General features: G+C 48.8%; 15 protein-coding genes. 12 read left to right on the forward strand and 3 right to left on the reverse strand.

Annotated elements, in window-relative coordinates:
* The first annotated feature begins 11 nt into the window (after window positions 1-11).
* The 9 genes from jag to codY all read left to right on the forward strand — a co-directional run bounded on the left by jag (window position 12) and on the right by codY (window position 8,529).
* Window positions 12-968, forward strand: coding sequence for an RNA-binding cell elongation regulator Jag/EloR (gene jag / locus NtB2_RS04695; protein WP_109245795.1), 957 nt, complete (start codon window positions 12-14; stop codon window positions 966-968).
* 73 nt (window positions 969-1,041) lie between these two features.
* Window positions 1,042-1,176: a 50S ribosomal protein L34 gene (gene rpmH, locus NtB2_RS04700; RefSeq protein WP_109245796.1), complete on the forward strand. Its 135-nt coding sequence runs from the start codon at window positions 1,042-1,044 to the stop codon at window positions 1,174-1,176.
* 472 nt (window positions 1,177-1,648) lie between these two features.
* On the forward strand, window positions 1,649-2,560 hold the full coding sequence (locus NtB2_RS04705) for an aldo/keto reductase (protein WP_109245797.1): 912 nt from the start codon (window positions 1,649-1,651) through the stop codon (window positions 2,558-2,560).
* Window positions 2,561-2,882: 322 nt separating this feature from the next.
* Entirely contained in the window at window positions 2,883-3,149 is a 267-nt protein-coding gene (locus NtB2_RS04710) for an IreB family regulatory phosphoprotein (protein ID WP_109245798.1), read from the forward strand.
* Window positions 3,149-3,577, forward strand: coding sequence for a Holliday junction resolvase RuvX (ruvX, locus tag NtB2_RS04715; RefSeq protein ID WP_109245799.1), 429 nt, complete (start codon window positions 3,149-3,151; stop codon window positions 3,575-3,577). Before NtB2_RS04710 ends, ruvX begins: the two co-directional genes overlap by 1 nt.
* A 13-nt stretch (window positions 3,578-3,590) precedes the next feature.
* Window positions 3,591-3,917: a DUF1292 domain-containing protein gene (locus NtB2_RS04720; RefSeq protein ID WP_109245800.1), complete on the forward strand. Its 327-nt coding sequence runs from the start codon at window positions 3,591-3,593 to the stop codon at window positions 3,915-3,917.
* Between the two features lie 607 nt (window positions 3,918-4,524).
* Window positions 4,525-6,216: a glycosyltransferase gene (locus NtB2_RS04725; protein ID WP_109245801.1), complete on the forward strand. Its 1,692-nt coding sequence runs from the start codon at window positions 4,525-4,527 to the stop codon at window positions 6,214-6,216.
* 43 nt (window positions 6,217-6,259) lie between these two features.
* Entirely contained in the window at window positions 6,260-7,477 is a 1,218-nt protein-coding gene (locus NtB2_RS04730; protein WP_109245802.1) for a pyridoxal phosphate-dependent aminotransferase, read from the forward strand.
* A 263-nt stretch (window positions 7,478-7,740) separates the two neighbouring features.
* On the forward strand, window positions 7,741-8,529 hold the full coding sequence (gene codY / locus NtB2_RS04735; RefSeq protein ID WP_109245803.1) for a GTP-sensing pleiotropic transcriptional regulator CodY: 789 nt from the start codon (window positions 7,741-7,743) through the stop codon (window positions 8,527-8,529).
* Window positions 8,530-8,853: 324 nt separating this feature from the next.
* On the opposite strand, the gene NtB2_RS04740 is transcribed toward codY, so the two are convergent.
* Genes NtB2_RS04740 through NtB2_RS04750 form a run of 3 tightly spaced genes read right to left on the reverse strand, consistent with a single transcriptional unit; the run spans window position 8,854 to window position 9,933 of the window.
* The gene (locus NtB2_RS04740; RefSeq protein WP_109245804.1) at window positions 8,854-9,159 is read right to left on the reverse strand and encodes a hypothetical protein; all 306 of its coding nucleotides are present in this window, start codon (window positions 9,157-9,159) and stop codon (window positions 8,854-8,856) included.
* A 16-nt stretch (window positions 9,160-9,175) separates the two neighbouring features.
* Window positions 9,176-9,523: a hypothetical protein gene (locus NtB2_RS04745; protein ID WP_109245805.1), complete on the reverse strand. Its 348-nt coding sequence runs from the start codon at window positions 9,521-9,523 to the stop codon at window positions 9,176-9,178.
* A 29-nt stretch (window positions 9,524-9,552) separates the two neighbouring features.
* Window positions 9,553-9,933 carry a hypothetical protein gene (locus tag NtB2_RS04750; protein WP_125194961.1) on the reverse strand — a complete coding sequence of 127 codons (381 nt, stop codon included), beginning with the start codon at window positions 9,931-9,933 and terminating at the stop codon, window positions 9,553-9,555.
* Window positions 9,934-10,152: 219 nt separating this feature from the next.
* Here NtB2_RS04750 and gatC point away from each other — a divergent pair, with 219 nt between their 5' ends.
* The 3 genes from gatC to gatB are packed head-to-tail and all read left to right on the forward strand — an operon-like array spanning window position 10,153 to window position 13,357.
* Window positions 10,153-10,458, forward strand: coding sequence for an Asp-tRNA(Asn)/Glu-tRNA(Gln) amidotransferase subunit GatC (gene gatC, locus NtB2_RS04755; RefSeq protein ID WP_109245807.1), 306 nt, complete (start codon window positions 10,153-10,155; stop codon window positions 10,456-10,458).
* Complete coding sequence (gene gatA, locus NtB2_RS04760) at window positions 10,455-11,924, forward strand: Asp-tRNA(Asn)/Glu-tRNA(Gln) amidotransferase subunit GatA (protein ID WP_109245808.1); 1,470 nt, start codon at window positions 10,455-10,457, stop codon at window positions 11,922-11,924. Before gatC ends, gatA begins: the two co-directional genes overlap by 4 nt.
* A complete protein-coding gene (gene gatB / locus NtB2_RS04765; protein ID WP_109245809.1) occupies window positions 11,924-13,357 on the forward strand; it encodes an Asp-tRNA(Asn)/Glu-tRNA(Gln) amidotransferase subunit GatB in 1,434 nt (477 codons plus the stop codon). The genes gatA and gatB overlap by 1 nt, the downstream gene beginning before the upstream one ends.
* Window positions 13,358-13,485 lie beyond the last annotated feature (128 nt).

Here is a 13,485-nt window from a genome sequence, read left to right on the forward strand (position 1 = left end):
GTAGTTAAACAATGACTATTTTTACTGGAAATACAGTTGAGGAAGCGGTAGAACGTGGCCTCAAGCGACTGGATGTGAATCGTGAAAACGTCCATATCTACGTTGAACAAAAAGAAAAAAAGGGTTTCCTTGGCTTTGGTAAAAAGCGGGCCCGTGTCTCAATCGAGCCCATCCAAGAAGAAACCGTCAGAAAGGCTGACCGCCTGGCTGAACGTGGTATCGACGTTGAAGAAGTTAACCTCGGCGTACCAAAGGCCCAGTCCGCTATGGAAGCGACACTCGAGCTGAGCCAAGTCGTCAAGGCCGTCAAAGCCGCTGAAAAAGAGGCCGAAGGCGAGCTTTCTGCAGAAGAACGTGACCAGTTGATTGAAGAGGCCAAACAGCAAATTGCTGACGGCACCCTCGAGGTCCCAACCCCTGAAGAAGCTCGGGCCATTGTCCCTGAAGAAAACCTGGCCCAGGATGCTCCTGAGGTCAGTGGGCCTGAAATGGCTGAAACAGGACTTAGCCTTGATGCCGAAGACATAGCGTCAAAAAGGATTAGCTCATACCTCACCTCAATCACCGCAGGTATGGGCGTCCCTTCAAAGGCAGAGGTCAAAAAAGAGCGAGACATCCTCGTCTTCAACCTGACCTCTGATCAAGATGCCCTCTTGATTGGCAAGCACGGCAAGATTCTGCAGAGCCTGCAGTTGATTGCCAAAGCCTATGCCAACAGCATCTCAGACCAACACCTGAATGTGGCGGTCAATGTCGGTGATTATCACGAAAAACGCAAGGCCTATATCAACAGCCTCGCCTACCGGGCCGCCGAGCGTGCCCGCCAGGGTGAGACCGTCTATATCAATGACCTCCAATCCAACGAACGCAAGGCGATTCATAGTCTGCTCGCCCGTGAAACGGGTGTAAAGAGCCATTCTGAGGGCCAGGAGTATAATCGATATATTGTTGTGACTAAAGAAATTTGACAAGTTTGATTTCTTAGTATATAATTGTTTGGTATGCTTTATGCAGAGATTCTCGAGAAAGGAATAAATTAGAATGAAACGTACTTACCAACCCCATAAAAAACCACGTAAGACCACTCACGGTTTCCGCTCACGTATGGCGACTAAAAACGGACGTCGCGTCCTTTCAGCTCGTCGTCGTAAGGGACGTGCTTCACTTACAGTTTAATCAAGACTGATGGAGAGCGGTGTACCGCTCTTTTTTTGTTGCTTTGTTGGAGTCGTTCCGCTTCAGGGCAGACAGCCCTTTGTGGCGGGCACGCAAGCAAACCGCTTTGCGGTTTCATTGCTAACTCTGAAGCCCTGCGGTCTTCAGAGTTGCCAAATTTCACCACGACGGCCTGCCTGACCTGAAGCTCCACTGTATTAGCAAAACACCTTCTCTCAGAGATTATGGTATTTATTACTTAGGACTAGTGGAGTGGAGGAAATCTGAGCCCCTCATAGTGGAATCAGGCAATTCAGAAGACCCAAAGGGGCTTATGAATTAGCAATGAGACAGCGAAGCTGTCTGCTTGCGGCCCCACTATGAGGGGCTCAGATTTCCGGAACGCAACGCCTCCAAAACATCAAAAACCACATCATCCTCCCTTTCTATTCTAAAAATGTTATAATGAAAACGTAATCAAAAGGAGGGAAACATGAGAAATTTAGAAATCGCTGATATGAAAGCCAGCCAGGTTGTGCTTGGTCTGATGCACCTCAACGAGCCTGACAAAAAACCTGTCGAGGTCCTCGAGACGGCCTTTGACGGTGGAATCAACTACTTCGACCACGCCGACATTTACGGCCGTGGCGAGTGCGAGACGATTTTCGGTGAAGCCTTCAAGAAGACGTCGATCAGCCGTGACCAGGTCTACATCCAGTCTAAGACCGGCATCCGCCCTGGAGTCGCCTTTGACTTCCGCAAAGACCACATTATCGAAAGCGTGGACGGCATCTTAAAACGCCTCCAGGTCGAATATCTCGACGCCCTGCTCCTCCACCGGCCAGACGCTCTGGTCGAGCCTGAGCAGGTTGCTGAAGCCTTTGATGCCCTTGAAAAAGCTGGTAAGGTCCGTCATTTTGGTGTGTCCAATCAAAACCCAGGCCAAATCGAGCTCTTGAAGACAGCGGTCAAACAGCCCCTGATTTTCAACCAACTCCAATTTGGCCTCATGCACACCGGCATGATTGATGCGGGCCTCCACGTCAACATGAAAGACGAAGGGAGCCTTGTCCATGACAACGGCATCCTCGACTATTCTCGCCTCAACAAGATGACCATCCAGGCCTGGTCTCCATTCCAGTATGGCTTCTTTGAAGGCCCATTTGTCGGCAATCCAAAATTCCCAGAGCTCAATAAAAAGCTTGATGAAATGGCTGAAAAATACAATGCCACACCAAGCGGTATCGCCATCGCCTGGATCAGTCGCCACCCAGCCATGATGCAGACCATCATCGGCACGATGAACCCTAAACGCATCAAAGAAGTCACCGACGCCAGCGACATCAGCCTCAGCCACGACGACTGGTACGCCCTCTACCTCGCCGCAGGCAACATCCTGCCATAACCCAAAACCCCGCCTCAAGAGCAGGACAGCCCTCCCAGCTAGTCATGATTTATTAAATAAACCAGCTAGGTTGCAGAAAGCCGGAAAACACTGTGAGCAAAGGCAAATGGTGAGAACGAAAGGGCTCGCCATTTAGCAAGTAGACAGCAAAGCTGTCTACTTGGGGGCCTCACAGCGTTTGTCCGGCTTTCTGCAAGCTAGCGACCAAATGAAGCACATATCATAAGAAATAAATGAAAATCAATTGATAAATCATGAAAAATAGCTTATAATAAGCCTATATCGTAAAATTTTACACACGCAAAAATAAGGAGGTGTCTCTATGAGTTTTACCGATGAAACTGTCCGCTTTGAATTTGATGATTCAAGCAAAAAAGAAATCAGCGAGACCTTGGTCAATGTCTATCAGGCACTCCAAGCCAAGGGCTACAATCCCATCAACCAAATGGTAGGTTACGTCCTCTCTGGTGACCCTGCCTATATTCCCCGCCACGACGAAGCCCGCAACAAAATCCGTCGCTTCGACCGTGATGACATCGTCGAAGAGCTCATCAAGGACTACTTGAAAGCCCACGGTGTGCAACTCTGATGTACAGCCGAATTTTAGGCCTTGACGTCGGGACAAAGACCGTCGGTGTCGCCATCTCTGACCTGCTCGGCATGACCGCCCAGCCTGTCGAGACCATCAAGGTCAACACGGAAAAAGGAGAGCTCGGCTTTGAACGACTGGCCGAACTCATCGCTGACCAGAAGCCTGAGAAGGTCATCATTGGCCTGCCCAAGCACATGAACAACGACGAGGGCATTCGGGCCCAGGCGAGCCGGGACTACGGCGAGGCTCTGACCGAGCGTTTTGGCCTTCCCGTCTTTTATCAGGATGAACGCCTGACCACCATGCAGGCTGAAAAAGTCCTGATTGATGGCGGTGTCCGTCGCAAAGACCGCAAGAAATCCATTGATAAACTCGCAGCTGTCCTCATTTTACAAAATTATCTTGACAGCCAGAAATTATTTTAAGTAAGGAAATCTCATGACAGAACACACTCATGACCACGAACACGACCACAGCCATGATGAAGACTTCATCACACTGGTTGACGACAACGGCAATGAAAGCCTCTACCAGATTCTTTTGACCATCGACGGCCAGGAAGAATTTGGTAAGAACTATGTCCTCGTGATGCCTGTTGAGGCCGAAGAAGACGAAAACGGCGAAGTCGAAATCCAAGCCTACTCCTTCACACAAAACGAAGACGGCACAGAAGGCGACCTCGAGCCTATCCCAGAAGAAAACGAAGAAGAGTGGAACCTCATCGAAGACACCTTCAACGCCTTCATGGAGCAACAGGAAGACTAAAGTTTGGAAAGCCCTTTATATGGGCTTTTTTGTTGCCTCGAAACTGAACAAAAATGGAGTTTTCCTCCTTAGACTTGGGAAGAGTCGTTGCGTTCCGGAAATCTGAGCCCATCATAGTGGGGCCGCAAGCAGCCCGCTTCGCGGTCTCATTGCTAATTCAGAAGCCCTGCGGTCTTCTGAATTGCCATATTCCACTATGATGGGCTCAGATTTCCTCCACTCCACTTGTGCCTAATTTATTGCATATTTGCCACAAGGCCTCCTTTTAGGCACAGTTCACATGAGGACGACTTCAGTCCCCTCCCCAGGACTCACAACTGCAAAAAGAAACTAAACCAGTGTAGCTCCAGTGCCTGGGCCCTTTAGCCGTGAAAAAGGAAACTCTGAAGACCGCAGGGCTTCAGAGTTAGCAATGAAACCGCAAAGCGGTTTGCTTGCGGCCTCACGGAAAAAGGGCCCAGACGCTGGAGCGGAACGGCAATCATAGGAATAAGCCTCCAGCTTTCTATTTGCAAGCAGTTTGAGTCCCACCCCTTTTTTTGGTATAATGCTTTATAACGCTAATATATAGCTCGTTTTCTAAGCTTATTTAAGGAAGAAATTCATCATGCCAAATGAAACCAAATACAGTCGCAGCCAGCGGGCCCAGTCAGCCTCACGCTCAAGACGACATGATAAAAACAGCAGTCCAGAAACTGACATTTACACTGAAACTGAAACTGCTAAAATCGAAGACAGCCCCGATGAACAAGTCGAAGCAACTGCTCAGGAGCCTGCTTCTCACGAAGACCAAGCTGTCGAAAGCGAAGCAACTCGCCGCCCTCCTAGAACAGCAAGCAACTCCAGCCGAGGTCGCCGACAATTCAGCCACGACAAGCAAAAAGAAGAAAAGAAGGCCGGAAAGGCAGTACCCTACCCTATCCTTCTCCTGGTCAGCTTCATCGCCAGTGCCAGCTTCTACAGTTTCCCACTTTGGAGCATCCTTGCAAGCTCAGGCCAGTCGCAAAACCTCTATTCAGGTCTTGCCATGCAACTCGGCCTAACGCCCTACAATGACTTTTACGGCCATGGCGGTAGCCTCTTCTATCTGATTAACCAAATTGGAAACACACTAGGGACCACGCTCCTGCTCTATATCTTCAGCCTGGCTGCCCTTTTCTTTAGTGCCCTACTGATTCACAACCTGCTCTTTAGGCAGACCCAGAGCGAAAAGCTGAGCCTGACCGTTGCAAGCTTTAGCATCTTCATCATTGCCGGCATCGCCCACGGGGGAGATACAGCCAGCCTCTTTGCCCTGCCTTTTGCCCTCTGGATTGCCCGTTTTGTTGACCAGTACATCCATCATGATGGCCGTGATGAAAAATTCATCCTCTTTGGTATTTTTACCGCGATTATCCTGACGATTTCGCCGATCTTTCTGCTCTTTCCAGCACTTAGCATCATTGCGATTTTCATCTACAACATCAGCCAGCGTCGCTTTGGCCGAGGCTTCTACCAGCTTTTGGCCGGCATCTTCGGCTTCATTGTCATCGGCTATCTGACCGCCTACTACGCTCTGAACGCCCAGACCCTCTATACTTCAATCGAGCAGTCCATCATCATGCCCCTCAGCCAGTTTAGCCTGAGCAGCCTCTCGATAAACAATCTCTGGCACAGTGTCCTGGCCCTGATCATCTCAGGATTTATCTTTGCCTTTTATCAAGGCTTTAGAAACCTCCACAAATCAGGCCCTGCCATGACCTGGCACATCCTGATGCTCCTGGGTTCTATCCTGACTTTCCTGCTGATTCTCTTTAGCAAGGCCTATGACTTTACCAATATCTTGGCCCTCCTGCCCTTCCTCATCCTCTTTATCGGAGAAAGCCTGGCCAAGGGCCGGCAGGATGTCTTTGGCTACCTGAGCAAGTACCTCTATACACCGCTCATCATGCTGGTCTTTGCCCTGGCCCTGCCTGCTGTTTATCATTTTGTGAATAAATCCGTAAACAGCCAGGAAAAGACGCTTGCCAGCTATGTCTCAGCCAATACCACAGACAGGGACCGGGTCTATGTCCTAGCTCCTGATAAAAACATCAACCTCCTAGCCAGTCGTGTCGCCTCTGTCGACAATGTGCCGAGTCATTACCCTGTGAAATTCCAGCAGGCCTATGACCTTGCCGTGGCCGACATGAAGGACAAGTATGTCATTCTCGAGGCAGGTCAAAAGGTCCCAGATAGCCTGTCCATGGCCCTCAAGGTTAATTATAAGCCGGTCAATGTTTCTGGCATCAAAGACTTCAGCGTTTATCAACATAATTAAAAAATCAGGCGACAAGCCTGATTTCTTATAAAAGGAGTAGCCTATGCGAGACTTTCAAAAATCCCACAAACTCGACCATGTCAGCTATGATGTCCGGGGCCCTGTCCTCGACTATGCCGATAAGATGAAGCTCAATGGCGAAAAAATCTTGCAACTGAATACTGGCAATCCGCCAGCTTTTGGCTTCCAGGCACCTGATGAGGTCATCCGTGACCTGGTCCGCAATGCCGTCGACTCTGAGGGCTATTCTGACAGTAAGGGGATTTTCTCTGCCCGCAAGGCCATTATGCAGTACTGCCAGCTCAAGGGAATCAAGGGCGTCGACATTGATGACGTCTACACAGGCAATGGGGTCTCTGAGCTCATCGTCATGGCCATGCAGGGCCTGCTCGATGACGGCGACGAGATGCTGATTCCCATGCCGGATTATCCACTCTGGACAGCAGCCGTCTCTCTGGCCGGAGCCCGTCCCGTCCACTATGTCTGCGACGAGGGGGCCAACTGGTATCCCGACATTGACGACATCAAATCAAAAATCACGCCCAACACCAAGGGCATCGTCATCATCAATCCGAATAACCCGACCGGCATCCTCTATCCCAAGCCTGTCCTTGAAGAAATCGCAAAGCTGGCCCTTGAGCACGACCTGATTATCTTTTCCGATGAAATTTACGACCGCCTGGTCATGGACGGTCAGGAGCACGTCTCCATCGCCTCTGTTGCCTCTCCGGAGCAATTTGTCGTGACCATGAGCGGCCTGTCTAAGAGCCACCTGATCCCTGGCTTTCGGGTGGGCTGGATGGTCCTCTCTGGCGATAAATCCCATGTCAAAGGCTATATCGAAGGCTTAAACATGCTGGCTTCGATGCGACTTTGTTCAAATGTCCTGGCCCAGAGCGTCGTCCAGACCTCGCTCGGCGGCATCCAGCGGGTCGACAAGCTCCTCCAGCCTGGTGGTCGAATCTATGAGCAAAGGGAATTTATCACAGAAGCCATCAACAGCATCCCTGGCATATCCGCCGTAAAACCAAACGCCGCTTTTTACATCTTTCCAAAGATCGACCGGGAAATGTACCAGATTGACGATGACGAGCAATTTGTCCTCGACTTCCTCAAGCAGGAAAAAATCCTCCTCGTCCACGGCCGTGGCTTCAACTGGAAGGAGCCCGACCACTTCCGCATCGTGTATTTACCACGGGTCGAAGAACTCGCCGAGATCCATGATAAGATGGAGCGCTTCCTCAGGCAATATCGGCGATAGAATAGCCTCTATTTTGCTCCAGTGAATATTTGAAAATATGAGTAAAGCATGATAGAATTTTAATAAAGAGGCTTAGTGTTCAAGGCAGCGAATGAACTTTATAAGCAGTAAAAATAAGCCTCAAGGCTTATTTTTTCATTTTTTACAACAATTCTGAAAGTTTTGCTTGTCGCCATTTGTGATTTATGTTATAATATGGTCGAATGTTAAGAATAGCAACTACAATTCAAGTCAGTTTTGACTTGAAAAATTAAGGAGATAACATGCCTAGCTTATTAGAAAAAACAAGAAAAATCACAGCCATTTTGCAGGACGGGGCGACTGACCTCCAGCAGGAATTGCCATACAACATCATGACTGAGCGTCTAGCCCTAGTCATCGACTGTAACGCCTGTGTGATCAATACCAAGGGGGAACTTCTCGGTTACTCACTCCCTTACAACACCAACAATGCCCGTGTTGACCAATTCTTCTATGACAAGAAATTGCCTGAAGAATATGTCCATGGTGCAGTCCGTATCTACGACACCCTGCCTAACCTGACCATCGACAAGCCTTTGTCCATCTTCCCTGAAGAGGTCCTGGGCAACTATCCTGACGGTGTGACCACGCTTGCTCCAATCTATGGCTCAGGCATGCGTCTCGGTACCTTCATCATGTGGCGTGAAAAGGGCGAGTTCTCAGAAGATGACCTGGTCTTAACTGAGCTTGCGACCACTGTCATCGGTGTTCAACTTTCAAACCTCAAGCTTGAGCAGATGGAAGAAAACATCCGTAAGGATGCCATGGCATCTATGGCCGTCAACACCCTCTCTTACTCTGAAATGAAGGCCATCAAAGCCATCATGGAAGAGCTCGACGGCGAAGAAGGCCACGTCATCGCCTCAGTCATCGCTGACAAGATCGGCATCACCCGCTCAGTCATCGTCAACGCCCTGCGTAAGCTCGAATCTGCCGGCGTGATTGAATCCCGCTCACTCGGTATGAAGGGGACCTACCTCAAGGTGCTTAATAACGGCCTCTTTGAGAAGTTGGCAGGTCGGAATTTCTAATAGAAGTCTATATTAAAAGTGCTTGCTGATGCTGGCACTTTTTTGATTTGTCTATTATCCAAGATCATCCAAGACCCTCAAGTTATTTTTCCTGAGACGAACCCCGTAATAGATGAGATAAATCAAGAGATTAACTAAAAGCATTATACTAAGATAAATACTTAAAATCGACATATCCTTGGATTGGAGAAAATAGCCAACCAGGGGACTCGCTACAGATAGTAAAATGATGATGATGGCAACACAGACCAATGTCAATTTCTTATTTCTGTTAGAGGAGAGTTTCTCTTTGAGACGCCTTATTTCAAGCTCATCAGTAAGCTCTTAAAAAGCTTCTGGATGAACAAATCGCTTTGAAGCAAAAATTACCAATAAGGCCACAATAAAACAAAAAACAAATGTCCCCAGCGTTAAAATCCCTAAGATGCTGGGTGCACCTAAATCGCTATGGAGATGATCAAAGAAATTGTAAATCAATGACGTCAACAGCGAGCCAAATAAAGTGACCGAGACATTAAGTTTTTGATTGGTCTTGTACATTTTCTTATAGAACTTTCCTGTCTCAAAGCTATAAGCGTATCGCTTTTCTCCATCTCCTTCAATGATGAGGAATTTAGGCTTGCTTTTCATCTACCGTCTCTCCTGCTTAGTGCTCATTCTTATTCTTCTCCTCCTGGATTTCCCTGAAAATCCCAGGGACCTCCTGCAGTGCTTCCAGGCCCGACTTCTTCCCAAAGACAGGATTTTTCGCCAGTCCCAGTCCTCCACGGAGGAGTCGCCTATAAAACATATCCTCTTTTTGACTTAATTTTTTGCCACTGGTAAGCTTCATCTCGGAGAGATTTCGTTCAATAAAATCCTCAGCATCAATCGCATCAAATGCTTGGGTTTCTAGTTTAGTCTTTGCGATGTCAAAGATTTGCCTGCTTGTAGAAGAGGCTTCATCATCAGATAATAACTCGTCCAGCTTGCTTAATAAATCTTCTTTTCTCATCGTCTCTCTACTTTCTACTTAATCATCCATCATCCAAAGAAGATGAAGCCCACTCCGGTTTGCAGGCCTGCCGAACGCCTAGCCGAAATATCATTTTCCTCATTCCAAATCATTGTCTGAGATTCTTTTTCAGTAGGATTGAGTGTAATCTTTGAGGAAACTTCCAGCTCGATAAAGCTTGAAATGATGAAATCTCTAGCATTATAGCTAGTAAACGAGCCATCTTGTATTTTACGTGAAGCAATCTGAACCAGCATTTCTGTATCCGCTCCAATATCTTCTCTTGACAAATAAGCCTGAAATCTCTCAATGAGAGAGGACCGCTCAGCATCCATCTTAAACCTCTTGGGCTCCTGTTTCAAGAGCTTCTCTATGCTAGGCCTCAAGCCCTGCTCATCTTTTTCGCTCATACTTCTCCCCCCCCTCTTCTGTTCACTATCGTTCCCAATTGTCTCCACAATTAGAGCCATTATATTCCTTCTCTGATTAAAAATCAAGAATTTAATGAATAATTTTAATTTAAGTTGCCCTACATTTTCAGCAAGTCTTTACAAGCCCCTCAAAATCGCCAAAATTTGCTATAATAGTTAGGACTAGGCAGTCTTTCTGCCAAATTTTTCGGAGGAGTTATGACTAAAATTACAACTGACCAGGTCTTGCACGTTGCTGACCTGTCAAAATTGGCTTTTTCCGCTGAGGAAATCACTCGCTTCACTAGCCAACTTGGCGATATTATCGACATGGTGGAAAGCCTCGATGAGGTTGACACGACCGGTGTTGCCTTTACTATGAATGTAGCTGACAATGTCAACCGGATGCGTGAAGATGTCCCTGCTGAGCCTGTCAACCGGGACTTGATTTTGCGTGAAGTCCCTGAGACCCAAGACGGCTTTATCAAGGTGCCAGCCATGCTGGCTGATGGAGGTGACGCATGAGCTTTAATGATAAAACCATCTCTGAGCTCCATGAGCTCCTGGTCAACAAGGAAATTTCAGCCACTGAGTTGACGCAGGCGACGCTTGCTGATGTCAAAGAGCGTGAAGCCCAGGTTGACGCCTTTGTCACAGTCACTGAAAAAGAAGCCCTGGAAAAAGCGTCTGCTATCGACGCCCGTGGGATTGACGCCAGCAAGTTGACAGACGGAATTCCTCTGGCTGTCAAAGACAATATTGTCACCAAAGACATCCTGACCACAGCGGCATCAAAGATGCTCCACAACTGGATTCCACCATATAATGCCACCGTTGTCAACAAACTTGACGAGGCCGGCATGGTCATCATCGGTAAGGCCAACATGGACGAGTTTGCCATGGGTGGCTCGGGGGAAAACTCTGCCATCAAGCCAACCAAGAACGCCTGGAACAAGGTCAAGGTCCCTGGTGGTTCCTCATCAGGTTCTGCCTCTGCTGTGGCTTCAGGACAGGTCCGCCTTTCCCTCGGCTCTGACACAGGGGGCTCTATCCGCCAGCCTGCTAGCTATTCTGGGATTGTCGGCATGAAGCCGACCTACGGCCGGGTTTCCCGCTTTGGCCTCATCGCCTTTGCCAGCTCGCTTGACCAAATCGGGACCTTCAGCCAGACCGTCAAGGAATCAGCTGAGTTGCTCCAAGTCATCTCTGGTGTTGACGACAATGACAATACCTCATCAGATATCGCTGTGCCTGATTTCACATCAAAAATTGGTCAAGATATCAAAGGCATGAAAATCGCCCTGCCCAAGGAATACCTGGGCGAAGGAATTGACGGGGGTGTCAAAAAGACCATCATCGATGCTGCTAAGCACCTGGAAAGCCTCGGAGCCATCGTCGAAGAGGTCAGCCTGCCCCACTCTAAGTACGGCGTGGCAGTCTATTACATCATCGCAGGCTCTGAAGCCTCTTCAAACCTGCAACGTTTTGACGGCATCCGCTTTGGCTACCGGGCCGATAACATCAAAGATCTGGAAGACCTCTATGTCCGCTCTCGCTCCGAAGGCTTTGGCGATGAGGTCAAACGCCGTATCATGTTGGGTTCATTCAGTCTTTCTGCCGGCTATTATGACGCCTACTTCAAGAAGGCTGGCCAGGTCCGAACCCTCATTGTTGAGGACTTCAACAAGGTCTTTGACAACTACGATCTCATCCTTGGTCCAACAGCTCCGACTGTTGCCTTTGGCTTTGGTGAAAAGACCCAGGACCCTGTCTCTATGTACCTGGCCGACATCCTGACTATCCCTGTCAATCTGGCGGGACTGCCAGGCATCTCGATTCCTGCAGGCTTCTCCGACGGCATGCCTGTCGGTATGCAGCTCATCGGGAAACGCTACGATGAAGAGACGATTTATCAGGTCGCTGCTGCCTTTGAGGCAACGACCGACCACCATAAAAAACAACCACATATCTTTGAGAAAGGGGAATTTTAATGAGTAATTTTGAAGTCATCATTGGCCTTGAAGTCCACGTCGAACTCAATACCAAGAGTAAGATTTTCTCACCAGCCCCTGCCAACTTTGGTGGTGAAGCCAATAGCAGCACCAACCTCATCGACTGGGGTCTCCCTGGTGTCCTGCCCCGCATGAACAAAGGCGTAATTGACGCCGGTATCAAGGCGGCGCTTGCCCTCAACATGGACATCCACCAGTCCATGCACTTTGACCGGAAGAACTACTTCTACCCTGATAATCCCAAGGCCTACCAGATCTCACAATTTGATGAACCGATTGGCTACAATGGCTCTATCGAAGTGACCCTTGAAGACGGTAGCAAGAAGAGCCTCCGGGTCGAGCGGGCGCATTTGGAAGAAGATGCCGGCAAGAACACTCACGGGACAGACGGTTATTCTTATGTCGACCTCAACCGCCAAGGTGTGCCTCTGATTGAGATTGTCTCTGAGCCTGATATGCGCAATGCTGACGAGGCCTACGCCTATCTGGTCGCCCTCAAGGAGCTCATCCAGTACACCGGCATCTCTGATGTCAAGATGGAAGAGGGCTCTATGCGTTGTGATGCCAATATTTCCCTGCGTCCTTATGGGGCTGAGAAATTTGGTGTCAAGACTGAAGTCAAGAACATGAACTCTTTCAGCAATGTCAAAAAGGCCTTGGCCTTTGAGATTGACCGCCAGGCCAAGATTTTGCGGGCCGGTGGAGAAATTCGTCAGGAAACCCGTCGTTTTGATGATAAGACCGGCGAAACGATTCTTATGCGTGTCAAAGAAGGTTCATCTGACTACCGCTACTTCCCAGAGCCTGATGTGCCTCGCTACGAGATTTCTGATGAATGGATTGCTGAGATGCGGGCAGAACTCCCTGAGTTTGCCTCAGCACGTCGGGCACGTTATCAATCAGAACTTGGCCTCAGCCAATACGATGCTGAGCAGCTGACGGCAAACAAGGCGACCTCTGACTTCTTTGAGTCAGCCGTTAAACTCGGTGCTGACGCCAAACTCGTCTCAAACTGGCTCCAAGGTGAAGTGGCTCAATATCTGAATGCTGAACAGCTCGAGCTCAAAGACATCAAGCTCAGCCCAGAAAACCTGACGGAGATGCTTTCTCTGATTGCTGACGGCACCATCAGCTCGAAGATTGCCAAGAAGGTCTTCATCGAGCTCGCCAAAAACGGTGGCTCAGCCGAAGCCTTTGTCAAAAAGGCGGGACTCGTACAGATTTCTGACCCGGCTGTTTTGATTCCAATTATCCAGGAAGTCTTTGCCAACAACGCGAAATCTGTCGAAGACTATCGTGGCGGTAAGCAAAACGCCGCTAAAGCTCTCGTCGGCCAGCTCATGAAGGCAACTAAGGGGCAGGCTAATCCTGCTGTAGCTCAGAAGTTGCTTTATGAGGAGTTGGATAAATAAGGATTGATTCGTTTGAGTCGTTTCATTCCAGAACTCCCTCCGATTTTCTGTGAGGCCCGCAAGCGAAGGCTCCGCCTTCCATTGCTAACTGTCGAGCCCTTTGGTCTCGCCAGTTGCCTTTTTCACAG

Source organism: Lactococcus termiticola (genome assembly GCF_003116835.1).
Taxonomy (GTDB): domain Bacteria; phylum Bacillota; class Bacilli; order Lactobacillales; family Streptococcaceae; genus Lactococcus; species Lactococcus termiticola.

Excerpts from the sequence above, each read along its gene's own strand:
- jag (WP_109245795.1), top strand. The coding sequence starts at position 12 with ATGACTATTTTTACTGGAAATACAGTTGAGGAAGCGGTAGAACGTGGC.
- rpmH (WP_109245796.1), top strand. The coding sequence starts at position 1,042 with ATGAAACGTACTTACCAACCCCATAAAAAACCACGTAAGACCACTCAC.
- NtB2_RS04705 (WP_109245797.1), top strand. The coding sequence starts at position 1,649 with ATGAGAAATTTAGAAATCGCTGATATGAAAGCCAGCCAGGTTGTGCTT.
- NtB2_RS04710 (WP_109245798.1), top strand. The coding sequence starts at position 2,883 with ATGAGTTTTACCGATGAAACTGTCCGCTTTGAATTTGATGATTCAAGC.
- ruvX (WP_109245799.1), top strand. The coding sequence starts at position 3,149 with ATGTACAGCCGAATTTTAGGCCTTGACGTCGGGACAAAGACCGTCGGT.
- NtB2_RS04720 (WP_109245800.1), top strand. The coding sequence starts at position 3,591 with ATGACAGAACACACTCATGACCACGAACACGACCACAGCCATGATGAA.
- NtB2_RS04725 (WP_109245801.1), top strand. The coding sequence starts at position 4,525 with ATGCCAAATGAAACCAAATACAGTCGCAGCCAGCGGGCCCAGTCAGCC.
- NtB2_RS04730 (WP_109245802.1), top strand. The coding sequence starts at position 6,260 with ATGCGAGACTTTCAAAAATCCCACAAACTCGACCATGTCAGCTATGAT.
- codY (WP_109245803.1), top strand. The coding sequence starts at position 7,741 with ATGCCTAGCTTATTAGAAAAAACAAGAAAAATCACAGCCATTTTGCAG.
- NtB2_RS04740 (WP_109245804.1), bottom strand. The coding sequence starts at position 9,159 with ATGAAAAGCAAGCCTAAATTCCTCATCATTGAAGGAGATGGAGAAAAG.
- NtB2_RS04745 (WP_109245805.1), bottom strand. The coding sequence starts at position 9,523 with ATGAGAAAAGAAGATTTATTAAGCAAGCTGGACGAGTTATTATCTGAT.
- NtB2_RS04750 (WP_125194961.1), bottom strand. The coding sequence starts at position 9,933 with ATGAGCGAAAAAGATGAGCAGGGCTTGAGGCCTAGCATAGAGAAGCTC.
- gatC (WP_109245807.1), top strand. The coding sequence starts at position 10,153 with ATGACTAAAATTACAACTGACCAGGTCTTGCACGTTGCTGACCTGTCA.
- gatA (WP_109245808.1), top strand. The coding sequence starts at position 10,455 with ATGAGCTTTAATGATAAAACCATCTCTGAGCTCCATGAGCTCCTGGTC.
- gatB (WP_109245809.1), top strand. The coding sequence starts at position 11,924 with ATGAGTAATTTTGAAGTCATCATTGGCCTTGAAGTCCACGTCGAACTC.